Annotated in this window: 20 protein-coding genes; 13 read left to right on the top strand and 7 right to left on the bottom strand. The window is 64.7% G+C overall.

Annotation, left to right across the window (positions count from 1 at the left end):
* The first annotated feature begins 33 nt into the window (after nucleotides 1–33).
* The 5 genes from ACFFJ6_RS01570 (at nucleotide 34) to ACFFJ6_RS01590 (ending at nucleotide 4,714) form a co-directional block, all read left to right on the top strand.
* Complete coding sequence (locus ACFFJ6_RS01570) at nucleotides 34–915, top strand: NAD(P)-dependent oxidoreductase (protein WP_378383647.1); 882 nt, start codon at nucleotides 34–36, stop codon at nucleotides 913–915.
* 21 nt (nucleotides 916–936) lie between these two features.
* Nucleotides 937–1,827, top strand: a complete 891-nt coding sequence (locus ACFFJ6_RS01575) for an amidohydrolase family protein (protein ID WP_378383649.1) — start codon at nucleotides 937–939, stop codon at nucleotides 1,825–1,827.
* A gap of 389 nt (nucleotides 1,828–2,216) precedes the next feature.
* The gene (locus ACFFJ6_RS01580; protein WP_378383651.1) at nucleotides 2,217–3,332 is read left to right on the top strand and encodes an NADH:flavin oxidoreductase/NADH oxidase; all 1,116 of its coding nucleotides are present in this window, start codon (nucleotides 2,217–2,219) and stop codon (nucleotides 3,330–3,332) included.
* 289 nt (nucleotides 3,333–3,621) lie between these two features.
* A complete protein-coding gene (locus ACFFJ6_RS01585) occupies nucleotides 3,622–3,954 on the top strand; it encodes a carboxymuconolactone decarboxylase family protein (RefSeq protein WP_378383653.1) in 333 nt (110 codons plus the stop codon).
* A 217-nt stretch (nucleotides 3,955–4,171) separates the two neighbouring features.
* Nucleotides 4,172–4,714 (top strand): hypothetical protein, encoded by a 543-nt coding sequence (locus ACFFJ6_RS01590; protein ID WP_378383655.1) that lies wholly within the window; start codon nucleotides 4,172–4,174, stop codon nucleotides 4,712–4,714.
* On the opposite strand, the gene ACFFJ6_RS01595 is transcribed toward ACFFJ6_RS01590, so the two are convergent.
* From ACFFJ6_RS01595 to ACFFJ6_RS01610, 4 genes are all read right to left on the bottom strand, one after another.
* Nucleotides 4,690–4,986, bottom strand: coding sequence for a response regulator (locus ACFFJ6_RS01595; protein WP_378383657.1), 297 nt, complete (start codon nucleotides 4,984–4,986; stop codon nucleotides 4,690–4,692). The two genes, ACFFJ6_RS01590 and ACFFJ6_RS01595, sit on opposite strands and share 25 nt — an antisense overlap.
* Nucleotides 4,987–5,390: 404 nt before the next feature.
* Nucleotides 5,391–6,497: an ATP-binding protein gene (locus tag ACFFJ6_RS01600; RefSeq protein ID WP_378383659.1), complete on the bottom strand. Its 1,107-nt coding sequence runs from the start codon at nucleotides 6,495–6,497 to the stop codon at nucleotides 5,391–5,393.
* A complete protein-coding gene (locus ACFFJ6_RS01605) occupies nucleotides 6,494–7,180 on the bottom strand; it encodes a response regulator (protein WP_378383661.1) in 687 nt (228 codons plus the stop codon). Before ACFFJ6_RS01605 ends, ACFFJ6_RS01600 begins: the two co-directional genes overlap by 4 nt.
* 71 nt (nucleotides 7,181–7,251) lie before the next feature.
* Nucleotides 7,252–7,566 carry a GCG_CRPN prefix-to-repeats domain-containing protein gene (locus tag ACFFJ6_RS01610; protein ID WP_378383663.1) on the bottom strand — a complete coding sequence of 105 codons (315 nt, stop codon included), beginning with the start codon at nucleotides 7,564–7,566 and terminating at the stop codon, nucleotides 7,252–7,254.
* A gap of 323 nt (nucleotides 7,567–7,889) precedes the next feature.
* Between ACFFJ6_RS01610 and ACFFJ6_RS01615 the strand changes: the two genes are divergently transcribed.
* From ACFFJ6_RS01615 to ACFFJ6_RS01640, 6 genes are all read left to right on the top strand, one after another.
* Nucleotides 7,890–9,107, top strand: coding sequence for an efflux RND transporter periplasmic adaptor subunit (locus tag ACFFJ6_RS01615; protein ID WP_378383665.1), 1,218 nt, complete (start codon nucleotides 7,890–7,892; stop codon nucleotides 9,105–9,107).
* Nucleotides 9,104–12,271 carry an efflux RND transporter permease subunit gene (locus ACFFJ6_RS01620; protein ID WP_378383667.1) on the top strand — a complete coding sequence of 1,056 codons (3,168 nt, stop codon included), beginning with the start codon at nucleotides 9,104–9,106 and terminating at the stop codon, nucleotides 12,269–12,271. Before ACFFJ6_RS01615 ends, ACFFJ6_RS01620 begins: the two co-directional genes overlap by 4 nt.
* A gap of 221 nt (nucleotides 12,272–12,492) precedes the next feature.
* The gene (locus ACFFJ6_RS01625) at nucleotides 12,493–13,992 is read left to right on the top strand and encodes an efflux transporter outer membrane subunit (protein WP_378385698.1); all 1,500 of its coding nucleotides are present in this window, start codon (nucleotides 12,493–12,495) and stop codon (nucleotides 13,990–13,992) included.
* A 165-nt stretch (nucleotides 13,993–14,157) separates the two neighbouring features.
* The gene (locus ACFFJ6_RS01630) at nucleotides 14,158–15,810 is read left to right on the top strand and encodes a glycosyltransferase family 39 protein (RefSeq protein ID WP_378383669.1); all 1,653 of its coding nucleotides are present in this window, start codon (nucleotides 14,158–14,160) and stop codon (nucleotides 15,808–15,810) included.
* Between the two features lie 128 nt (nucleotides 15,811–15,938).
* Complete coding sequence (locus ACFFJ6_RS01635; RefSeq protein ID WP_378383671.1) at nucleotides 15,939–16,496, top strand: GNAT family N-acetyltransferase; 558 nt, start codon at nucleotides 15,939–15,941, stop codon at nucleotides 16,494–16,496.
* Nucleotides 16,497–16,865: 369 nt separating this feature from the next.
* Complete coding sequence (locus ACFFJ6_RS01640; RefSeq protein WP_378383673.1) at nucleotides 16,866–17,387, top strand: Dps family protein; 522 nt, start codon at nucleotides 16,866–16,868, stop codon at nucleotides 17,385–17,387.
* 426 nt (nucleotides 17,388–17,813) lie between these two features.
* Here the strand turns inward: ACFFJ6_RS01640 and ACFFJ6_RS01645 are convergent, their stop codons facing one another.
* The 3 genes from ACFFJ6_RS01645 to ACFFJ6_RS01655 all read right to left on the bottom strand — a co-directional run bounded on the left by ACFFJ6_RS01645 (nucleotide 17,814) and on the right by ACFFJ6_RS01655 (nucleotide 21,061).
* Nucleotides 17,814–18,797 carry an RNA polymerase factor sigma-32 gene (locus tag ACFFJ6_RS01645; protein WP_378383675.1) on the bottom strand — a complete coding sequence of 328 codons (984 nt, stop codon included), beginning with the start codon at nucleotides 18,795–18,797 and terminating at the stop codon, nucleotides 17,814–17,816.
* Between the two features lie 286 nt (nucleotides 18,798–19,083).
* The gene (locus ACFFJ6_RS01650; RefSeq protein WP_378383677.1) at nucleotides 19,084–19,923 is read right to left on the bottom strand and encodes a YoaK family protein; all 840 of its coding nucleotides are present in this window, start codon (nucleotides 19,921–19,923) and stop codon (nucleotides 19,084–19,086) included.
* 1 nt (nucleotide 19,924) lies between these two features.
* Entirely contained in the window at nucleotides 19,925–21,061 is a 1,137-nt protein-coding gene (locus ACFFJ6_RS01655; RefSeq protein ID WP_378383679.1) for an oxalate decarboxylase family bicupin, read from the bottom strand.
* On the opposite strand from ACFFJ6_RS01655, the gene ACFFJ6_RS01660 reads away from it, so the two are divergent.
* Nucleotides 21,052–21,357 carry a hypothetical protein gene (locus ACFFJ6_RS01660; RefSeq protein WP_378383681.1) on the top strand — a complete coding sequence of 102 codons (306 nt, stop codon included), beginning with the start codon at nucleotides 21,052–21,054 and terminating at the stop codon, nucleotides 21,355–21,357. The two genes, ACFFJ6_RS01655 and ACFFJ6_RS01660, sit on opposite strands and share 10 nt — an antisense overlap.
* A gap of 345 nt (nucleotides 21,358–21,702) precedes the next feature.
* On the top strand, nucleotides 21,703–23,433 hold the full coding sequence (gene poxB / locus ACFFJ6_RS01665) for a ubiquinone-dependent pyruvate dehydrogenase (RefSeq protein ID WP_378383683.1): 1,731 nt from the start codon (nucleotides 21,703–21,705) through the stop codon (nucleotides 23,431–23,433).
* Nucleotides 23,434–23,446 lie beyond the last annotated feature (13 nt).

Genomic DNA, 23,446 nt, shown 5'->3' on the forward strand with positions numbered 1-23,446 from the left:
CGTCGCGCTGACCTGAAAGGCTGAGCTATGCGAATGGGCGTTGCGGGACTGGGGCGGATGGGCAGCGCCATCGCCCAGCGGCTGATCGAGGTCGGACACGAGGTCGTGGTGTGGAATAGGTCGGCCGAGAAGACGAAGCCGCTGGCCGAGCTCGGCGTGGCCGTGGCAGCGTCGCCGAAAGATCTCGTCGGGCGCGCTGAACTGATCATCACGCTGCTGACCGACGCCGACGCAATTGATCGCGTGTTCGGCTGCGATGAAGGCCTTCTTGCCGGCTCCGTCGCCGGCAAACTGTTCGTCGAGATGAGCACGGTGCAGCCGTCGACCGAACAGGCGCTGGCGCAGCGCGTGGCCGCAAAAGGCGCCGCGCTGCTCGAATGTCCGGTCGGTGGCACGGTCGGGCCGGCGCTGAGCGGCAAGCTGCTCGGCTTCGCCGGCGGGGCGCAGGCTGACTTCGACCGGGCCAAGCCAATTCTCGATCAGCTCTGTCGCCGCGTCGAGCTGATGGGCCCGATCGGGTCCGGCTCCAGCATGAAGCTGGCGATCAATCTGCCGCTCGCCGTGTTCTGGCAAAGCTTCGGCGAGGCCTACGCACTGTGCCGCCACCTCGGCCGCGACGCGGCCTGGATGGTCGAGCTGTTCGCCGAAACCTCCGGCGCGCCCAACGTCCTCCGTGCGCGCGGCTCGGCCGTGGCGAAGGCGCTGCAGTCGCAGGATCCGGGCTCGGCGACCTTCGACTGCGACTCGATCCGCAAGGACCTGCGCACCATGGTGGCCGAGGCGCAGGCACTGGGCTTCTCGCTTCCACTCGCGCAGCAGACCCTGACGGTGTTCGACCAGGCCAGCCAAGCCGGCTGGGGCGGTCGCGATTGCACCGAGCTGCCGGCCTACTGGTCGACGAAGCATTCCGGCTGAGAAGCCGCGAGAGGATTAGTCATGAAAGCAATCCCGACGATCGATGGCCACCATCACATCTGGCGGCTCAAGGACCTGACCTGGTTGTCGGGTCCGCAGGTGCCGCGGATCTTCGGGCCCTACGAGCCGATCTGCCGCGACTACACGATCGAGGAGTATCGATCCGACATCGCGGACTGCGATGTCGTCCAATCGATCTACGTCCAGACCAACTGGCCCGCCGGCCAAAGCCTCGACGAAGCGCGCTGGGTGCAGTCGGTGGCCGATGCCACCGGATGGCCGCATGCCAACGTCGCGCATGCCGATCTGGCCGATCCTGCGGTCGGCGATCTGCTGGGCGAACTAAGCCGCCTGCCGCTGACCCGCGGCATCCGCCAGCAATTGCACTGGCACAGCAACCCGCAATACAGTTTCGCGCCGCGTCCGGACGTGATGAATGATGCTGATTGGCAGCGCGGCCTGAAACTGGTGACGAAGCTCGGCCTGGTGTTCGAGCTTCAGGTCTTCACCAGCCAGATGGCCGACAGCGTTCGTCTGGCGCGTGCGTTTCCCGACACGACGTTCGTGCTGGAGCATGCCGGCATGCTCGAAGACACTTCGCCGGCCGGCTGGCAGGCCTGGCGCGACGGCATGGCGGCGCTTGCCGATTGCCCGAACGTCAACGTCAAGCTGTCGGGACTTGGAACCTTTGAGCACGCCTATCGCTTCGAGTCGGTAGCGCCGATTGTCAAGCAGACCGTCAAGATGTTCGGCGCAAACCGCTGCCTCTACGGCAGCAACTTCCCGATCGAGAAGTTGTGGACCGACTACCAGTCGCTGTACCAGAACTTCCGGCGCGCCATCGAGGATATGACCGAGGCGGAGCAGGCCGACATCCTGTTCAACACCGCGGCGCGTCTGTACCGGCTCTAGACGTTCGCCATGCGGGCGTCGTCCCTCCGGTTGGATTGACCAAGCCTTTATAATTAGTGCGAGAGAAGCTCGATAGTCCGCTAAGGGCCATGTGTGGACGGCTTCCCGGTTGGCGAGAAGAATCTTCACGTTGCCGGGTTGGTCGGAGCAGCCATGTGTTCGGCCTTTCAGCGCGGTTCACTTGACCGCTGGCCATAATGCCCTCCGGGGATCAGGTTTTGGCCATGCCTTAATGAGTGCCGCTCCCGACAGCGACAAACCATGGTATGATGTTTCTTGGGAGCGTTTGGCTACACCTATCCGACAACAAGGCCGGGCTCGTTGCCGCGGGCAATATCCGTGCGTGCTCCGCGTTTCTTCGCGAGCAGCTGCCTCAGTCGGAGTCGTTCATGACCAAGTCCAAATTGTTCTCGCCTCTGCAGGTCGGCGGGTTGAAGCTCGAGAACCGGATCGTGATCGCGCCAATGTGCCAGTATTCGGCACGTGACGGCCAGATGACGGATTGGCATCTCATGCATCTGGGCCATTTGGCGCTTTCCGGCGCGGCGTTGCTCACGGTCGAAGCCACTTCGATCGCTCCGGAAGGCCGCATCACGCCCGCCGATGTCGGCCTGTGGGACGACCGGACCGAGGCAGCGATCGGTCGGGTGATCGATGCGATCCGGAGTTGGTCATCGATCCCGATCGCGATTCAGCTGTCACACGCGGGCCGCAAGGCGTCGGCCGATGTGCCGTGGCGCGGTGGGCGCCATCTGCCACCGCACGACCCCAACGGCTGGCAGACCGTGGCGCCTTCGGCGCTCCCGCTCAGTGTCGGCGGTCGGTCTCCGGTCGCGCTCGACGCCGAAGGCCTCGCGCAACTCCGCCAGGGCTTTGCCGAGAGTGCCCGACGCGCGGCCAGACTTGGCGTTGATGCCGTGCAGTTGCATGCGGCGCACGGCTATCTGCTGCACCAGTTCTTCTCGCCGATCTCGAACAGGCGCGAGGACGAATACGGAGGGTCGCTCGAGCAGCGCATGCGCTTTCCGCTGGAAGTCTTCGACGCCGTACGTGCCGCCTTCCCGGCGGATCGCCCGGTCACGGTCCGGATTTCGGGCTCCGACTGGATCGAAGGCGGCGCGACGATCGACGACGCCGTCGCCTTCGCCAAGGCGCTCGAAGCACGTGGCTGCGCCGCCGTCAACGTGTCCAGCGGCGGCATCGACCCGCTCCAGCGCATCACGGATGGGCCCAACTATCAAGTGCCGTTTGCCCGGGCTGTGAAACAGGCGGTCTCAATTCCGGTGGTCGCGGTCGGGATGATCACGGACTACGAGCAGGCCGAGGCGATCATCGCAACCGGCGACGCCGATCTCGTCGCGCTGGCCCGCGGCATCCTGTACGATCCACGATGGCCCTGGCACGCCGCAGCGCATCTGGGTGGCCGCGTTCGCGCGCCGGATCAGTACCTTCGCTCTCAGCCTTATCAGCACAAGAACCTGTTCGACTATCAATCCGAGGACTGACAATCCTGTTCGGCCGTCCCGGCGAGCGCGCAGCGGCGTCCTGTTCGATGCGCGCCGATCCGTCCTCGACTTGGTCGTCGACGACAGGTGGCCGTGCGGCCCCGCATCGGATGCCTGTCGGACGAGCGAATTCCGCTGACCGTCCGGTTGCTCGTCGGCGTTTCAGCCGGTCCCACCCAGCCTTCAAACCTACGTATAGCTGTGGTGTGCTGCTTTCATTCCGATGTTCTCGGTGTCGCGTCGTTGAACTGCTGAAGCGGTTCAAGATCCTTGGAGTCGGAGAACAGTCATGGTTGCCACCGAAATGAAAAGCCCCCGCGAGGCCGCCCGCGCGTTTACGCCTCAGCTCACTGATTTCGTGGAAGACCCGCTGTTCTCCAAGGTTTGGGAAGATCGCGCGCTCAGCAAGCGCGATCGCAGCCTGGTGACGGTTTCCGCGCTGATCGCCCTTGGTGCCGCCGACGAGCTTCCGGCGCATCTCCGCCGCGCGATCGAGAATGGCGTGACCAAGGTCGAGCTCAGCGGCCTCATCACGCATCTCGCATTCTATGCCGGCTTCCCAGCCGCGATATCGGCTTCGGCCCGTGCAGCGGAGACGCTCGGCGCGCTGGGCGGGACCTGAGGTGCCTTCCGCCGATGCGGGATGCCGCACGGTCGAGGCGGGCAATTTGCAGCGGACAAGTCCCGAGCAAGCCGCGTCGATACCGACGCGCTCCGCTCCGGCGCCAAGAACGATCAAACCATGCGGAATTGGTTCGAACGGCTTCAGCAACTTGTTGCTGCGGTCTGAACCAACCCCGCTCGCAACTTCATCATCGAAGCAACGATAGGAAGATACTATGAAGGTTCTATTGGACACCATTCTCTCGAAGTCAGCGTTCCACGCGGATGTCGATGTTCCGATCGACCGGTTCGACATCGCCGACTGGCTGTTCAATCTGCCGGAGGCCGAATATCAGCGCTGCTGCCCGCCCGACCACATCGCCTGCGGAGTGACGACTTCGGACGACGGTTCGAGGATGATGATCAACGTCGAGATGATTGGCACGGGCCTGGTCGTGCAGCATTATGTAGCTGAAGAAGTCAGCCCGACCTATTGCCGCATGAACTCGATCTCGGACGTGTTCACCTCGGCCGGGCGCACGAAGGTCAACGTGATCTGGGAGCTGTCTGCTGAAGGCATCGCGGGCGGCCGCACCCGCTACACCAACAGCGTGACCGCGCATCCGACCGACAGCTTCATGGATTTCATCAAGCAGCACGGCGTCAGCTACGAGGACGCTGCGAAGGCTCGCCAGGACGCCGGTGGCGACCACAATTCGCGCGAAACCCCGCTTTTCGCCGCCAGCATCGCGCGTCACTCGCTCGCCCAGAAGAGTTGAGCCGGCCTCGCGGAAATAGGATGGGACGATCCCCTCAACGGGGGGATGCGGATCGCCTTGCATCCATCCAGCCGGGGCATGTTGAGGTCGAGCAGCGCCAGCGCGGGCGTCGGCGCCGAGCCTTCCTCGGCGTAGCGGTGGCCACGCTTGAGACAATCGAGCTCCTGCTCGCCGTCACTGACGAAGCGGATATCCGCCTTGATTCCGGCGCGACCGAACACTTCGGTTAGGATCCGACCCGGGTCGGAGTGATCCTGGAGATACGCGGCCACCAACTGATCTGCATCATTGAGGACGACGGCTGCGGCGTGCCAGAGGTCGAGCCGGGCGTAGCTGAAAAGTCATCGCGACGACTCGGCCTGCGCGAGCGCTTGGCCCTCGTCAATGGGACGGTCGAACTCGAATCTCACCCGGAGAGAGGCACGGCGCTGTTCGCAAGTATTCAACTTGGGTAGAATTATCGAAGTTAGATTCTCGCCACTGAATGCAATTCGAGAACCGCATGTCCACATGACGTGTCGAAATGCCGTTACGGAATGTGCAGTCCATTCCGCTTTGCCAGAGCGGCGCTAAAGTCTTTGTGCGACTTGGGCCAGGAGCAGACTATTGTCCGGATTGGTCTGCTCGATCTCCTGCGGCCAATTCAGATCATTCTGACGGCCGAGCGTCGCGGTCGTCAGGCCGTCTTTGAAGCCTGAGATTTGCCGTTGCCATCCGGGTCTGGACCACCGACGGGAAGGACGATTTCGAAGACAGAGCCGCTTCTGGTCGATGTCCTGTACCGAGCGTGTCCGCCATGCGCCTCGGCGATCGCGCGGACCACAGACAATCCGAGCCCGGAGCCACCGAATTGACGAGACCGGGACGGCTCCGCGCGTGCGAACGCATCGAAGGCTTGAGCGGCAAACTCTGCGCTCAGGCCGGGCCCCTCATCCTCGACGGCGAGGACGAGGGTCGCCTTCTCGGCGGCTATCCGGATTTCGATCACCCCGGGCGTCGCGTAGCGTCGCGCGTTTTCCAGGATCGCAAGCAGCGCCTGTCGGATCCGCGCGCCGTCGCAGGGCAGCGTCACCGGCCGGGTCGTGATCTGGACAGTGAAGCCGGCCGCCACCAGCGCAGGACGCATCGCGTCGACAGCCTGCTCCACCTCCTTGACGAGATCCGTGGGCTCGATACGCATGTCCAGGCGCTGGCTGTCCGAGAGGGTCACGACCCGTAGATCGTCGACGAGGCGCGACAGGTTCTCGGCCTGGGCCAGCAAACTTCTGAACAGTTCGTCGCTCGGTTCGAAGACGCCGTCGGTGAGCCCCTGCAGGCGGCCGCGCAGGATTGTCAGCGGCGTCCGCAGTTCATGGGCGATGGCAGCGTTCCACGACGCCATCGACTCCGCTGCGTCCTGTAGACGCTGAGCCATCGCGTTGAAATCGTCCACGAGTTGGGCGGTTTCGCCGAGCGAGCGATCGCCCGGCACCGCTCGCGCGGTGAGGTCGCCGGCTGCGATCTTGCGCGCGCCTTCCGCCAGAGAATTGAGCGGCGCCAGAATCCGCCGCGTCAGCCGCAGTGCGGCGTGGATCGCGATGGCGAGGCCGAGCAGAAGGAAGATCGCGATCAGGACGAAGTCGGGTGCTTCCGGCAGCAGCGACGGCGGGCCGGGAGGCGGCGGAAACCACGTCAGATAGATGGTGTAGAAGATGAACGTGCCGACGAACACCATCAGCACCGCGATGGCGGCGACGACGCTCATCGATAGCGTGATCTGCCCGCTGAGGCGATAACGTCTCATGCGCCGGTCAGTCGGTAGCCGATTCCGCGCACGACCGACATCATGCCGCTCGCGCCCGCCTCGTCGAGCTTGCGGCGCAGATTGCTCACATGACTGTCGACCGTCCGCTCCAGCGCATCGCCGCCCGGAAGGCAGGCGTCGATCAGTTCGTTGCGGCCGAAAGCCCGCGTCGGCGCCTTGGCCATATGGGCCAGTAGCCGGAATTCCGTCAGGGTCAATTGCAGCGGCATCGCGACGTCGTCGCCATGCACCTTCGCCAAATGACCCTCGAGGTCGATTTCGAGCTTGCCGATGCGGAGAATAGTTCGGCTGGCCGCGTGCCCCGACCGTCGCAGAACCGCCTTGGTGCGGGCGACGACCTCGAGCGGGTTGAACGGCTTGACGACGTAGTCGTCAGCACCCAGACGTAATCCCTGCAGACGATCGAGATCCTGATCGAGCGCGGTGATCATGATGATCGGCGTCTGCCCCCGGCGACGCAACTCGGCGAGGACGTCCCAGCCGTCGATCTTCGGCATCTTCACATCGAGCAGAACGAGATCCGGTTTCAGGATCGCGTGCTGATCGAGCGCAGTCTGTCCATCGGCCGCATTCACGGTGCGGAATCCTTCGCGCACCAGATACGCGTCGAGGATCTTGGTGATTTCCAGCTCGTCTTCAGCGATGAGGATGAGTTCGTTCATCTTTCATGTCCAACGGGAGCGCGCCGATCGAGACTATCTGCAAGATCGGCGCAGCTCGAGGCCCGTCCGGGTCAGTGGTCCCATGACCAGTCGGGGGCGGGCGGCGTTTCGTCATCGTGCGAGGGGTCGTCGTGAGACCAGTTGTATTCGTCACTCCAGTCGTAGGCGCGATAGCCATCATAGACGTACGGCCACGAAGAAAACCGATAGCCGAGACGGCGATCGGGACGGCAGGTCCCCCGGGACGTGACATGCCATCCTCGGCCGCATTGCCAGTCGGCTTGGATCACTTCCGGCGACGCGTGCAGCGGCGCGCGTCCGAGCGGCATCGACAGCGCGCTGCCGTTCCACAGCGACAGCGCGCTCATCAGGATCGCGGCCTTCAATAGCAATTTTCTCATCGGATCACATGGCTCCCTTTCAGTGTCGCTGATCGGCGACCCGTCTCTTGTTAGCGAAGATCGCGGCCAAAATCCTGCCGACGCCACGACGGCCCGGCGACGTCAAATCTCGCTTAATTATTTGATATAATTACAATTTTTCTGTCGGCAGGCTGACTTCTGGCGGCCGTGGAATCGCGGCCTCCATCAACCCTCCACATTGCCTCCACACGCGACCAATGCGCGGCGGGTAAGTCTCGCGCCTCATCGCATTGCGTTCCCAAGCTCCAGCCGGGGGCGTGCGTCTCACTCCCTCGAGTATGAAGTCCGTGTTGTCCCAATCAACCGTTGCCGCGATCGTGGCACTGGCGTTTGCCATGGCGCTTGCCGGCTGCAAGCCCCCCGCAAACGATCACAGAGCCGATTCCGCCGGCGTCGCCCTGCCCGAGGTCGGCATCGTGACGCTGCGCCCGCAGGCGGTGGTGATGACCGCGGAGCTTCCCGGCCGCGTCGTGGCCTCCCAGACGGCACAGGTGCGTCCTCAGGTCTCCGGCATCGTTCAACAGCGCCTGTTCAAAGAGGGCAGCGAGGTCGCCGAGGGCGCGTCGCTCTATCAGATCGACGCCGCGCCCTACAAGGCGGCCTATGACAGCGCCGTCGCGGCCTTGCAGAAGGCGGAAGCCGCTGTGCCCAGCGCGCAGGCCAAGTCGGAGCGTTATCAGAGTCTCGTCAAACAGAGCGCCGTCAGCAAGCAGGATTTCGACGATTCGGTCGCCGCGCTCGCGCAGGCGAAGGCGGAGGTGGCCACCGCGAAGGCCGCCGTCGAAACCGCCAGGATCAATCTCGACTACACCACGATCAAGGCGCCGATCGGCGGCCGCACCGACCGCTCGTCCTTGACACCCGGTGCGCTGGTCACGGCCGGCCAGGCCGCGCTGCTGACCACGATCCGCACGCTCGACCCGATCTTCGTCGACGTCATTCAGTCGAGCACCAATATGCTGAACCTGCGGCAGGCGATCGACTCCGGACGCCTGAAAGTGAGCGGCCCGCATGTCGCGGTGAAACTGAAGCTGGAGAACGGCGCGATCTATCCGCTGGCAGGCCAGCTCGAATTCTCAGAGGCCAATGTCAGCACCACCACCGGGACAGTGACGTTGCGGGCGGTGTTTCCCAACCCGCAGCGGCTGCTGCTGCCGGGCATGTATGCGCGCGCCGTGGTCGAAGAAGGCGTGGCGCCCGACAGTTTCCTGGTGCCGCAGCGCGCCGTCACCCGAAACGTCAAGGGCGAGGCGATCGCGGCCTTCCTCGACAAGGACGGCAAGGCCGGCGAGCGCGTGCTGTCGGTGATCCGCAGCGTCGGCAACAACTGGCTGATCGGTGCCGGGGTTCGCGAAGGCGATCGGGTGGTGGTCGAAGGGACGCAGTATGTGCGCCCCGGGCAGAAAGCCATCGGCGCCGAAGTGGTGATCGACGATACGACCGGCGAGGTGCTCGGACGGCTGCCGCCGCAGCGACGCGCCGCCCGGCCGAGGGCGGAGCCATGATCTCCGCATTCTTCATCCGAAGGCCGATCTTCGCCTGGGTGATCGCGATCGTGATCATGCTCGGCGGGCTATTGGCGCTGACGACCCTGCCGGTGTCGCAATATCCCGAGATCGCGCCGCCGACGATCCAGATCAGCGCCAGCTATCCGGGCGCGGATGCGCAGACCGTCGAGAACTCGGTGACCAAGGTCATCGAGCAAGGCATGACCGGGCTCGACAATCTCGACTACATGACGGCGTCCTCGACCTCGAGCGGGCAGGCCGAGATCACGCTCACCTTCACCAACAAGGCCAATCCGGACGTCGCGCAGATGCAGGTGCAGAACAAGCTGCAACTCGTCACCGCGCTGTTGCCGTCGGTCGTCCAGACCACGGGGCTGTCGGTCACCAAATCGACCAACGGCTTTCTGATGGTGGTCGGTTTCGTCTCGACCAACGGCAAGCTGAGCGAAACCGACATCGCCGACTATGTGAAGAGCTCGCTGAACGATTCGCTCAAGCGCGTCGCTGGCGTCGGCAACACGCAGCTGTTCGGTGGCGGCTATGCGATGCGGATCTGGCTCGATCCCGAGAAGCTGCTGAAATACGCGATGACGCCGGCCGATGTCACGGCGGCGATTCAGGCCCAGAACACGCAAGTGTCGGCCGGTCAGCTCGGTGGCCTGCCGGCGCGCAAGGGGCAGCAACTCAACGCGACGGTCACCGCGCAGAGCCGGCTGCAGACTCCGGCCCAGTTCCGCAACATCGTCGTCAAGAGCGACACCGACGGATCGATGGTCCGCATCAACGATATTGCGACCGTCGAATTCGGCGCCGAGGACTACACCAGCTCGTCGACCTACAACGGCCTGCCGGCGACCGGATTGGCCATCAATCTCGCAACCGGCGCCAATGCGATCCGGACGGCGGCCGCCGTCAAGGCGACCATCGAGCGGCTGTCGCCGACGTTCCCGCAAGGCGTGAAGGTCGTCTACCCGTACGACACCACGCCCTTCGTCGAGATCTCGATCAGCGCCGTCACCCGCACGCTGATCGAAGCGGTCGTTCTCGTCTTCGTCGTGATGCTGGTGTTCCTGCAGAATTTTCGCGCGACGCTGATTCCGACGCTGGCGGTGCCGGTCGTGCTGCTCGGCACCTTCGGCGTGCTGGCGCTGGCCGGCTATTCGATCAATACGCTGACCATGTTCGCCATGGTGCTGGCGATCGGCCTTCTGGTCGACGACGCGATCGTGGTGGTCGAGAACGTCGAACGCGTCATGCACGACGAGGGATTGTCGCCGCGCGAGGCCACGGTCCGATCGATGAGAGAAATCACCGGCGCGCTGATCGGCATCACCACGGTGCTGTCGGCTGTGTTCGTGCCGATGGCGTTCTTCGGCGGCTCGGTCGGGGTGATCTACCGGCAGTTCTCGGTGACGATCGTCTCCGCGATGGTGCTGTCGGTGATCGTGGCGCTGGTGCTGACGCCGGCCTTGTGCGCGACGATTCTTCGTCCGCCGCGGTCGCACGACGAGAAGCGCGGCGTGTTCGGATGGTTCAATCGCGCGCTGGGCCGAGGCACGGATGCCTATCAGGCCGGGGCGCGTGGCATGCTGCGGCGTCCGCGGCAAGGGCTGGTCGCGTTCGTGCTCGTCATCGTAGCCGCCGGCGCATTGTTCATCCGCCTGCCGACTTCGTTCCTGCCGGAAGAAGACCAGGGCTTGCTGATGGTGTCGGTGCAGCTGCCGGTCGGCGCCACCACCGACCGCACCGAGCGCGTGCTCGACACGGTCACCCGCCATTTCCTCGACCACGAGACCAAAGCGGTGGATGGCCTGATGACGGTCACGGGCTTTTCGTTTTCCGGGGCCGGCCAGAATGTCGGCATGGCCTTCGTGCGTCTGAAGGACTTCGGCGAGCGCAAGGGCGCCGATCTGTCGGCCAGTGCCGTGGCCGGCCGCGCCATGGCGGTGTTCGCCGGCATTCGCGACGCGAAGGTGTTCGCGCTGGCGCCGCCGGCGATCGAAGGGCTCGGCACCAGCAACGGCTTCGATTTCTATCTGAAGGATGTCAACGGCGCCGGCCACGACAAGCTGATGGCGGTCCGCGATCAGCTGATCGGCGCCGCTGGCCAGAGCCGACTCCTGGCCGGGACCCGACCCAACGGGCAGGACGACACGCCGCAGTTTTCGATCGACATCGATCAGGAGAAAGCGAGTGCGCTCGGCCTCAATCTTGCCGACGTCAACTCGACGCTGTCGATTGCGTGGGGCAGCAGCTACGTCAACGACTTTATCGACCGTGGCCGCGTCAAACGGGTCTACCTGCAGTCGGCGGCGGATTTCCGCATGCAGCCGGAGGATCTGAATCTCTGGTACGTCCGCAACAGCTCCGGCACGATGGTGCCGTTCTCTGCCTTCGCGTCCAGCCGCTGGAGCTTCGGCTCGCCGCGGCTCGAACGCTACAACGGCGCGGCCGCAGTTCAGATCCTGGGTGACGCTGCGCCGTCGGTTAGCTCCGGCGCCGCCATGGCGGAGATCAATCGATTAGTTGCCGGCCTGCCCGCCGGCTTCGGCCACGAATGGACCGCGCTGTCGCGGCAGGAACAGCTCTCCGGCAATCAGGCGACCTCGCTCTATGCGATCTCCATTCTGGTGGTGTTCCTGTGTCTGGCGGCGCTCTACGAGAGCTGGTCGATTCCGTTCGCCGTGATGCTCTCAGTGCCGGTCGGCGTGTTAGGCGCGCTGGCGGCCGCGTTGATGTTCGGTCAGACCAACGACGTGTACTTCAAGGTCGGCCTGCTGACCACGATCGGCCTCGCCGCCAAGAATGCCATCCTCATCATCGAGTTCGCCATCGCACGACAGCAGACGGGGCTGGGATTGCATCGCGCGACCTTGCTCGCCGCGCGGCAGCGGTTGCGGCCGATCCTGATGACCTCGTTTGCATTCATCCTCGGTGTCACGCCGCTGGTCGTGGCCAGCGGCGCAGGCTCGGCGGCGCAGAATTCGATCGGCATCGGCGTGATGGGCGGCATGCTGGCGGCGACTCTGCTGGGCATTTTCTTCGCACCGCTGCTGTTCGTCGTGGTCCGGCGTGTGTTCAGGGGCGCGGCCGGCACCGAGATCCCCGCCAGCGCATCCCCGCCCGACGCGATCGCCTTGTCGGGCCGGCGAGAGCCGTGAGCGGAGGAATGATGGGCACGCGAACCGGGATGACGCGGCCTCGCCGGTGGCCGATGCGCTGCCGGCGTGCCGGAGCGCTGGTGGTGGCGTCCGTGACGTTGGCGTCGACCGCGACTGTGCTGAGCGGGTGCGCGATCGAGATTCCGCTGGCCCCTGCGAAGACGCCGCCGCCCGCGCAGTCACCAGCGCCACCTGCGCCAGCGCCGTCCTTTGCGATGCTGATGATCCTCGTCGCGGCGTTGCTGGGCGGATGCGCGGTCGGACCCGACTATCGGACCCCGCTTCTCGCCACGCCGGCGCATTGGAGCCGGACTGGGGGCGTGACGACTGCGCCGCCCACGCTGCCGCGTTGGTGGGCTCGGCTTCACGATCCGTTGCTGGATCGGCTCGTGACCGAGGCGGTGGGCGGCAATCTGGATGTCGCGACGGCGAGCGCGCGCGTGCGCGAGGCGCGGGCGAGCTACCGGCAGGCGGTGGGAGCGTTGCTTCCGACGATCGCCAACAGCGACTCGGCGCGGCTGGTGAATGGGACGAACTCTTTGTCGGCGATGCCCGGCGGGACAAATATCGGCACTCCGTCATCGTCAGTCGGATCGAACGATGCGGCCGGTCTTTATCAGGCGGGCTTCGACGCGAGTTGGGAGCTCGATCTGTTCGGCGCCAACCGCCGGGCCGTCGAAGCGGCGGGATACGGCATCGATGCCTCGGACGAGAATCTGCGCGCAGTGCTGATGACGCTTGTCGGCGACGTCGCATCGAACTACGTGCAGGCGCGCGGTTATCAGGCGCGCATCGCGCTCGCCCGTCGTACGGCGCTGTCGCAGGACGAAACCACCAAGATCACCCGCAACCGCTTGGCGGCAGGCACGGCCTCCGCGGCGGACCTCGCCAATGCGACCGGGCAGGCGGCGACGACGCGCGCCTTCGTTCCGACGCTCGAGGCAGCGTATGCCGAAGCCGTGCATCGGCTGTCGGTGCTGACGGGACGGCCGCCGGCCGCGCTGGCGGACCGCATGGCGCGCCCTGGGCCGATCCCGACGCCGAAGCTGCCGGTGCCGGCCGGTGTTCCTGCCGATGTCTTGCTCCTGCGTCCCGATGTGCGGCTGGCGGAGCGCCGCTACGCGCAGTCCACGGCGCGGGTCGGGCAGGCCGAAGCGGCTCTGTATCCAAGCGTCAGCTTGACGGGGAACATTGCAACCTCCGGCACCAAGCTCGGCGATCTCGGCAGGAACTCGTCGATCAGTTGGTCGCTCGGTCCGACGCTGACGGTGCCGATCTTCAAGGGTGGAAAATTGCGGGCGGCGGTGGATATCGCGCAGGCGCAGCGTGACCAGCAGTTTCTGGCTTACCAGGCGTCTGTGCTCGCCGCATTGAAGGACGTCGAAGACGCCCTGGTGTCGCTCGGTCACGAACGTTCGCGGAACGGCCTTTTGGCGACATCGACCACGGCCTATCGGCAGGCAGCAAGCCTGTCGCAGTCCCTGTATCGATCCGGATCGTCGAGTTTTCTCGACGTGCTGACCGCCGAACGATCGCTCTACAGCGCCGAAGACGCGTTGCTGCAGAGCCGGGTCAAGATTGTCGCGGACTACATCGCACTGAACAAGGCGCTGGGAGCTGGATGGGACGGCGACGTCGATGTGCTGACGCCGGAAGTAATCGATGCCGACACCGGGCCGCATCCAGCCGGTGCGATCCCTCTTCGGCGTGCGGCTCCATGAGAGAGACGATTAGCGAAAGCCAATTCAACCATGCAGGAGACGAAGCAATGAGATTGGACGAGGCTCATCGTGTCATACCAGTCTCGGCACAGGCAGCGCACCTGACGGATTTTGGGCTCGGCCTGCAGGACGCATTCGTGGCCGGTGCGGGTCGGCGGGGTCGTGTTGACGATCGACTTCGCTGCGTATCGCGTTCGCTGTCGTAAGCCCATGAACCTCGAGAATGCCGACGCGCTTCGTCGCGATCCGCGCGCGGCCTCTTCCCGGCCGGCCGTGATCCGCCGTGGCTGCTTGCGACGCGCCTTTCGCCGCGGCGCCGCGGCGCTGCTGCTTCCGGGACTCGGGACTCCGCTGCTGCTGGGGGGTGTGGTCGGCAATGCGTTGCTGTGGGTCGCTACACTGACCATCCTTAAATTCGCTCAGGTGCTGCATTCCGACAGCACGGAAGCGTTCGCGTGGGGCCAGACCCTGGCCTGGGGCTCGGGCAAGCACCCGCCGATGGCCGGGTGGGTGGCGCGGGCGTGGTTCAGCGTGTTTCCGACCAGCGATTGGGCGTTCTATGCGCTGGCGATGGCCGTCACCGGCGCCACCGTCTTGCTGATCAGGTTATTGGCCGGGGAAGTAGTCGATCGCCGACGCGCTGTCCTCGCCACGCTGCTGGCGATGATCTATCCGATCCTGAATTTCAAAGGCTACAAGTTCAATCCCGATTTGTTGCAACTGCCTTTCGTGGTGCTGATCGTTTGGGCCTATATGGTCGCAGCCGAACGGCGAACCGCGCTGTGGGGCGTGGTAATCGGGCTCGCCGGCGCCGGCGCGGTGATGACGAAATACTGGGGCGTGTGGGCACTGGTAGCGATTGCGGTCGCAGCGGTGGCCCGGCCGGACCGCAACCTGCTATTCCGCTCGCCGGTGCCTTATGTCGCGTTCGCAGTGTTCGTGCTGGCGATGGCTCCGCATCTCGACTGGCTCTACGCGGTCGGCTTCACGCCGTTCCGCTACGCTTCGCAGTATCTCGGGTGCGATCGCGTGACGGCCGCACGATATGCGATCGACTCGACGCTGCACGCCTTTGCTCTCCTGCTGCCGGCGCTGGGGGCCGGCGCCGTCGCCGTGTTGCTGCCGCGGCTTCGGCGTGTGGCAGCGCGCCCGGCCGATATGCTGGATCGTGCCTGCCAGATCTGGATCATCGTCGCCGTGTTGACGATCGGGCCGCTCATCGCCGCCATTGCGATGCCGATCTTGATGAAGAGCGATTGGACCGTCCCGCTGTTCTCACTAGTCCCGCTCGCCGTTCTGACGTTGCAGCAGCTTGCCGTGCCGCTGCGCGCGGTGGCCAGGGCGGCGGTGATCCTGCTGGTGCTCGGGGTGGGAGCGTTGCTGGCGGCGCCCGGGCTTGCGACGGTGAAGGTTCTGTTCGAACCAAACCGCGCGCTGTCGCCGCGGCTGGATCGCCTGGCGGCGATTGCAACCGACCTGTGGCGTGAGCGCGCCGGCACACCGCTCAGCGTTGTAGTCGGCGACATCGGGGAAATCGCGACCGTGTCGTTCTACAGCGCCGACCATCCGCGCATGTTCTCGGCCAGTACGCCCGAACTGACGCCGTGGATTTCAGCCGAAACGCTCGGTCGCAGCGGCTTCATCGGGATATGTCCGGCCGCAGCACCGGCTTGCGTCGACCGGATCATGGCGCTGCGGCCGCGGGCCGAGCAGATCGCCGTGACCACCGAACGGAGTGCGCTCGGGCAAACCCTGCCACCGGACCGCTGGCTCGTGCTGCTCGCGCTTCCAGAAGCCGGTGCCGGGGTCACTCGCTAAGGCCCCTGCCGAAATGGAAGCCGGGGGACAGCGCGCCTGCGGCATCGCTCGCGGCTTTCGATGAGCTACCGGTGCGGCTCTATAGCAAGACGAGTGGAAACACAGTCGACAATGCAGGAGACGAAGTAATGAGAACGGACGAGGCAAATCGTGTCATCCTGGTTCCGGCGCAGGAAGCGGATCTGACGGATTTCCAGCGAGGTCTGCAGGACGCTTTCGCTGCCGGGTTCAAGGCAGCGTTCGGAACGCTGCCCGAAGGCCCGATTCCGTCCGATGCAGAGCTCGGTGATTTCTTCCATGCGCCGGGCGCGGTCACGTATCACATCATGCTCGACGGCGCGCGCGTGGGCGGGGTCGTACTGACGATCGACACCGCCACGCATCACAATTCGCTCGATCTGTTTTTCGTCTCCGCCGGACATCATGGAAAAGGCATCGGCTCCAGAGCGTGGCGTGCGCTCGAAGCAATGTATCCCGACACACTGGCGTGGGAAACCCACACGCCGTATTTCGAGAAGCGCAACATCCACTTCTACGTCAACAAATGCGGTTTCAAGATCGTCGAGTTCTACAACCTTCATCACCCGGATCCGCATCCAGAAACCAGAGAGGGCATCCCGGATGGGGAATCGTTCCGGTTCGAAAAGGCGTATGCCGATCGACCCGCGCAATCAGATGAACATTGATCCGCACGATCTCAAGAGCTGCGGGTTCCGTTGCCGGCGGAATTCAGGCGGGCGAATGACACAGCCGATGCAGCTGCGTCATAATTCCATTATGAGCCGTGAAGCGTGTCGGGGGTCCTGACCGATCAGGCGAACGGCTCATCGCCATCGCTCCGTCTCGCCGCTGAGCGCCGCCGGAGTGCAGTTGCGCAACAGCCGTGCCGATCCGGAAGAATTCTCATCTCCGCATTCCCAGATCGGTCTCAGGCACGAGGCGACAAACCCAAGCTTGTTCGACGCCGCGTAGCCGTCACACAAGCCAGCAGACGACGATGTCGAGCTTCACGATGGCTGGCAGTTCGCGTCCGGCTTCATTTGAGGATTCTTGCCATGCAGATGCCGCTCGCCCGCTTACATTTAGATAGCCCGACTGATCTTCCAGATGACGCCACACGCGACATCTCCGCCGCGTTGCGGGCTTTGCTAGCCGACGTCTTTGCCATCTACCTGAAGACGAAGAACTTCCACTGGCACATGTCCGGTCCGCACTTTCGGGACTATCACCTGATGCTCGACGAACAGTCCGACCAGATCTTCGGCATGACGGACCAGCTCGCTGAGCGTGCCCGCAAGATTGGTGGCAACGCGCTTCGCTCGATCGGACACATCGCGCGGACCCAGCGCATTCTCGACAATGATGCCGACTATGTCGATCCGCAGGACATGCTCGCCGAGCTTCGCAGCGACAATCAGCAGCTGACGTCCGAGCTGCGGCGCGTGCACGAGCTCTGCGATTCATTCGGCGACGTCGCGACGGCAAGCCTGATCGAAAACTGGATCGACGACGCCGAACGCCGTGTCTGGTTTCTTTACGAAGCGGGCCAACGCGGCCACAATTCTCACGGCGCCTGAAGCGAAGTGCGAGACGCACGACGGGTAGGTTGCACAGCAGAGTAGCAGATGGCAGCCGGCAGAGCCTCCGTGGCTCCGCCGGCTGTATTCCGGCGGGTCTTGCCGATCACGCGCATGTCGTGCGTCACCCGTAAAGTCGTAGCTCGGATCCGCCCGACGTGGCGATGGACGATCGTCTCGCCCTCTGCGGGATCAGTCCGCCAAGCTGGATTAGAACGACCGCTTTCATCTCGGTCCCGGGGCGATGTAACACCGTTCGCGCCCATGCTTGTCCAGCCGGGTGTTACAGAATTCGTTCCAGCTCACTCTGTGCTCCCCATCACGTCTGCAATACTTCGACCGGAGCCGTCGGCCGACAACTCGCGTTTTATTGAGGCGGTGCCGGCGGCGTTGCGACAAGAGAAGACGGCCTGGAAAGCCAACCGTTCAGGAAGCGTGCGCCACCATCTCCATGCCGATCCGGTGCGGACGCATGGCGCTCGCCTGCGCGCGGCGACTGGTCGTGCCGCGCGCGGTGAGCTGGGACGTGCCGCACGTGCGGCGGGCGGCGGTCGCCACCTTCGCGAACGCGCGCGCCTCGATCTGCCGGACCCGCTCGGCCGAAATCGAGAGCGACTGACCGATCGACTCGAAGCTGGCGGGACGCTCGCCCAGATGCCGCGCCGAGAAGATGTAGCGTTCGCGCGCGTCGAGCTGGACCAGTGCGTCCCGCAGCGCCCCGCGCTGACGATCGAGTTCGTCGTGGCCCGCCAGGACGGCTTCGGCATTCGGCGAATCGTCGGCGATCAGATCCTGCCATTCGCCGCTCTCCTCGATGTCTGACAGCGGTGTGTTCAACGACAGATCGCCGGACAGTCGTTGCTCCATCTCGATGACCTCGCGTAGCGGCACGTCGAGCGTGATCGAGATCTGCTCCGCCAGGTCCTTGGTCAGGGCGCCGTGGTGATCGGGGCGCAACTTGCGGATTTCGCCACGGAGACGGAAGAACAGTTTCTTCTGCGCCGGCGTTCGGCCGATGCGTACTAGCGACCACGACCTGATGATGTGATCGTAGATCGCCGATCTGATCCACCACACCGCGCAGGTGGCAAACCGCGCGCCCCGGTTCGGATCGAACTTGTCGAGCGCCATCATCAATCCGAGATTCGCTTCGGCGATCAGGTCGCCGATCGGAAATCCGTAGCGCCGGTAGTTGCGGGCGAGCTTCGCAGCGAGCCGCAGATGGCTGGTGATCAGCATGTCCGCCGCCGTCTTGTCGCGAGAGGTCAGCCAGCGTTGCCACAACCGGGCTTCTTCGTCCTGTTCGAGCACGGGATAGCGGCCGATCGCCCGCATGTAATCCTGCTCGTCGAACAGCACGGAATTGACGTGTGTCGATGCGGGCGACGCCATAGGAAATGATGAGGCCATGTTAATCTCCACTACCAGTGCTGAACTCTGATCAAGAAGGTAGCGAAGCCTGCTTCGGCTGAACATTAAATCTAGGTGTTAGGCTATCGTCGGAGCGAATGAGCTGCGCTTCGCTCTCCCGCCCGCGCGACATGCGCGGGGTGCCAAGGCGCAAATCATCGTCCATTTCGACAAGACCGGACGGTGTGTCTGTGCTGAAGATGCGTTCGGCTACACATGCCCCGCCACGCGATGGTCGACGCACAATGGCTTTCAGCTGAAGGGGCCGCGGGTCACGCTAGCCCGATTACGGGCTGGTCGATCGTCGCGGTGAATGGTCGATCGGGTTCGGCGAGTCGAACTGATTCAGCGTCGCGCCGATCGCGACAGCGATGAGCACTCCGACGGCCACAGACATCGCCCCGGTCAGTCCGAAATGCCTCAGTGCGAGGCTGCCCAGACTCACGCCGCCGACGAAGGCAGCCCACGACATGCCGTAGGCCAGTGCGAGAGTCACGCCGCCCCGGCCGCGCGCCAATTGTGCCAGCGCTTTGCCGAAATTGAACACGAAGCCGGTGATGAAGCTTTTGCCGACCTCGACGCCCGCCACGGTCTCGTGCGCGGCGTTCTGCAGCCCCATCGCCATGCAGACAGGAAACATCACGGCATGGCTGCTTGACCAACGGCTCAGTGCGATCGCAACGAGTAGCAGCACGATCTCCATTGCGAGGATCGCGGTCAGCTTGAACCGACCCGCGGGATCGCTGACCAGCGATCCGGCGAAGGCACCTGCGACGAAGCTGCTGATGACGAGAACACAGGCCAGCAGAAGCTGCCGGTCGCCCTCCGCGATGGCAAGGCCCAGGCGGGCGCTGTTGCCGCTCATGAACGAGACGTACAGACCGGCCAGATGGGTGTATCCGACGGCATCGAGAAATCCCGCCGTGGACGTCAGCAATGGCGCAAAGATGAAGGACAGGTTCGGCCTCGTGTCGACTCCACCGTCCATGGTCGTTGCAACTGGCCTCTCGGCGTCCGCCTGCCGCAACTTTCCAAGCGCCGGAGCGCTCTCGCTGCGCCGAGCATCCCGGAGCGGCACCTGAGCAGAGCCGGCCCGCACGCGCGCGTTCGGGCCGGCCTCCGTCATGTCAGCGCGTCACGGAGCGCGGGTTCGGGTTGAGGGCCGCCATCGCGACGTCGTCGAGATCGAGATGGCCGCGCACCAGATCCGGCGGGGTCAGCGCCAGCCATTGGTTGAGCGGAACGTCCTTGAACAGCGGCTTGTTGAAGACGTTCAGCACCCGAACCGGCGTAGTGCCGATGTTCTCGATGTAATGCGCGAGGGTCTTCGGCACATAGCCGACGTCGCCCGCGCGATAGTTGAACGTCCGTGCCTTGGAGGTGGCGTCGAACACGGTCATCCGGGCCTCGCCCTGGATGTAGTACTGCCACTCGTCGGCGTCCGGGTGCCAATGGATTTCGCGCAACGCGCCGGGCTCCAGTTCGATGATCAGCGCCGCCATGTTGGTCACTGGGAAATTGCGGACGTCGATCACCGTGGTCTTGCCGCCGTCCCACTGCGTCGGGGTGAAGTCGCCGCCATGCACCGTGAACGGCATCGCGGGCCGGGTCTTCGGCAGCTTCGCCAGTACCTCGTCGAGCGCCGGCGGCACCGGCAGCGGGAAGATGTACTTCTCCTTCGGCGGCAGATTGGCGAAATGCGTCGCCGGAATGCCGAAGTTCTTGGCGAGCACCTCTGTAGGCATGTGCGCCATCAGTTCGGTCACCAGCAGCGTCTCGTTCTCGGAAAAGTTGCCGTCGTCGAACACCAGCAGAAACTCGCAGCCTTCCGCGTGCGCCTGGATCGAATGCGGGATGCCGGAGGGAAACAGCCAGATGTCGCCGGCCTTCAGGTCATCGACGAAGACGCCGCGATCGGCGTCGACGGCAGTGACGCGGCAGCGGCCGTCGAGCACGTAGCCCCATTCGGCTTCCTTGTGCCAGTGCAGTTCGCGGACCACGCCGGGGCCGAGCCGCATGTCGACGCCGGCCATGCCCTTGGCGGCGGGCAATTCTCGCACCGTGACTTCGCGCGCCCAGCCGCCAGCCTCAAGCCGGTTGTGCGCCATGCCGAACGAGAACTTGAGGTTCGGGATCGATCCGTTGTCGGTGGGGGGCGGGACCAGAATATCGGGGTTCTGCAGATCGAGTTCGACGTTGCGCGGGCCGGGATCATCGGCGCCGTAGCTGCCGCGGATCGGTTGAGGGGTGGCTGATGTCGGCATTGCGTGTCTCCGCTGCGTTCATGACGGCCAAGCGCTCATGCATGAGGGGATTGCGCTTGGCCGATCACCCATATGAGGAGGCATGCGGCGGTTTGTTTCCCCGAAAGCACTTCACATTTGCGCGGTTCGGCCGATCAGCAGACAGCGGCGTTGGTGCTGCAGGCAGCGACGGTACTGATGCCGCGCAGATAGATCGGCACGTCGCGGCGGCTCACCTTTGCGACGACCGCCGGCGCGGCTGCGGCGGGACGGTGATCGCCGTCGCGGCGGTCCTTGAATTGCTCGATTTTGCGTAACAGATGCCGGCGGCTGCTGAGGCGGCCTCGCCAGCGCCCGAAGATCGATCCCCGGTTGAGCTGCGGACGTGATGCGATTTTGCGAAATAGCACTTCGAGGCGCGTCGATGCCGGGTCGAGCGGCGCGACATGCCGCGCTGGTCGCCGCAGCGGCTGGCCGCCGCGAGATGGGGCTTGGGATGGCGGGCCGGGCTTTCCACTTGTGGAGCGGTTCAGTCGTTGAGCAGCTCGCAGGTGGCGTTAGGGAAGAGGTTGGCTGCTTCCATTGTCGCTCACGACGCCGGCCGCGGCGACCCTGATCGTCGCCGGATGTTCATAGGTCACACAGTCTAAGGAGCAGGGCGCATGCCCAAGGTCGCGGATCGAATTGTCGAAACTCTTCATCAAGCCGGCGTCCGGCGGATCTTCGGCGTCGTCGGAGACAGCCTCAACGGCTTGACGGAAGCGCTGCGCGAGCACGGCGGAATTCAATGGGTGCACGTCCGCCACGAGGAGGTCGCCGCCTTCGCCGCCGCCGGCGAATCCCAGGTCACCGGCGAACTCGCGGTTTGCGCCGGCTCCTGCGGCCCGGGCAATCTGCATCTCATCAACGGCCTGTACGACGCGCAGCGCACCCGCACGCCAGTGCTGGCGATCGCGGCGCAGATCCCGTCGACCGAGATCGGCGGAGGCTATTTCCAGGAGACCCATCCGCAGAATCTGTTTCGAGAATGCAGCGTCTATTGCGAGCTGATTTCCGATCCCCAGCAGTTCGACTACGTGATCGAGAATGCGATTAGGGCCGCGATCGGCCGCCGCGGCGTCGCCGTCGTGGTGATCCCCGGCGACGTCGCCTTGCGCGAGGCGACCTCGCGCGGCGTCTCGCCGGCATCGGGCCTGCTGCCGCCGGCGCCGGTGGTCACGCCCCGACAGCCGGAGATCGAGGCGCTGGCGACGCTGCTGAACGACGCCGGCAAGGTGACGCTGTTCTGCGGTCGCGGCTGCGCCGGCGCGCACGACGAACTGATGGCGCTGGCCGACGCGCTGAAGAGCCCGATCGTTCATGCGCTCGGCGGCAAGGAGCATGTCGAATACGATAACCCCTACGACGTCGGCATGACGGGCTTCATCGGCTTTTCGTCGGGTTATGAAGCGATGCATGCCTGCGACGTGTTGCTGATGCTGGGCACCGACTTTCCGTACAAGCAGTTCCTGCCGAGCGACGTGAAGATCGCCCAGGTCGACCTTCGCGCCGAACAGCTCGGCCGCCGCTGCAAGCTCGAGCTCGGCGTCGTCGGCGGTGTGCGCGAGACCATCGAGGCGCTGTTGCCGAAGCTGACGACCAAGACCGATCGCGGCCATCTCGATCACTGCGTGGCGCACTACGTTTCGGCCCGAAAGGGTCTCGACGATCTCGCCAAGGGCACGCCCGGACACAAGCCGATCCATCCGCAATATCTCGCCAGGCTGATCAGCGAGAACGCCGCCGAGGATGCGGTGTTCACCTTCGACGTCGGCACGCCGACGATCTGGGCGGCGCGCTATCTCAGGATGAACGGCCACCGCCGCCTTGTCGGCTCGCTGGCGCACGGCTCCATGGCGAACGCGCTGCCGCAAGCGATCGGCGTCCAGGCGGCACAGCCGGGCCGGCAGGTGATCTCGCTGTCCGGCGACGGCGGCTTCACCATGCTGATGGGCGACCTGATCACGCTCACGCAGATGAAGCTGCCGGTGAAGATCGTGATCTTCAACAACGGCGTGCTCGGCTTCGTGGCGCTGGAAATGAAGGCCGCGGGCTTCGTCGAACTCGGTACCGATCTGCAGAATCCGGATTTCGCCGCGATGGCGCGGGCGGTCGGCATTCATGGTGTGCGGGTCGAGGACCCCGGCGATCTTCCGGCCGCGGTCGCCGAGGTGCTCGCTCACGACGGTCCCGCGGTGCTCGACGTGGTCACCGCCAAGCAGGAACTGTCGATGCCGCCGACCATCGGCGCCGAGCAGGTCAAGGGCTTCAGCCTGTGGCTGTTGCGCGCGGTGATGAGCGGGCGCGGCGACGAAGTGATCGATGTGGCCAAGCAGAATCTGCTGCCACGCTAACCGGATCAGCATC

This window comes from Rhodopseudomonas telluris, assembly GCF_042432815.1.
Taxonomy (GTDB): domain Bacteria; phylum Pseudomonadota; class Alphaproteobacteria; order Rhizobiales; family Xanthobacteraceae; genus Rhodopseudomonas; species Rhodopseudomonas telluris.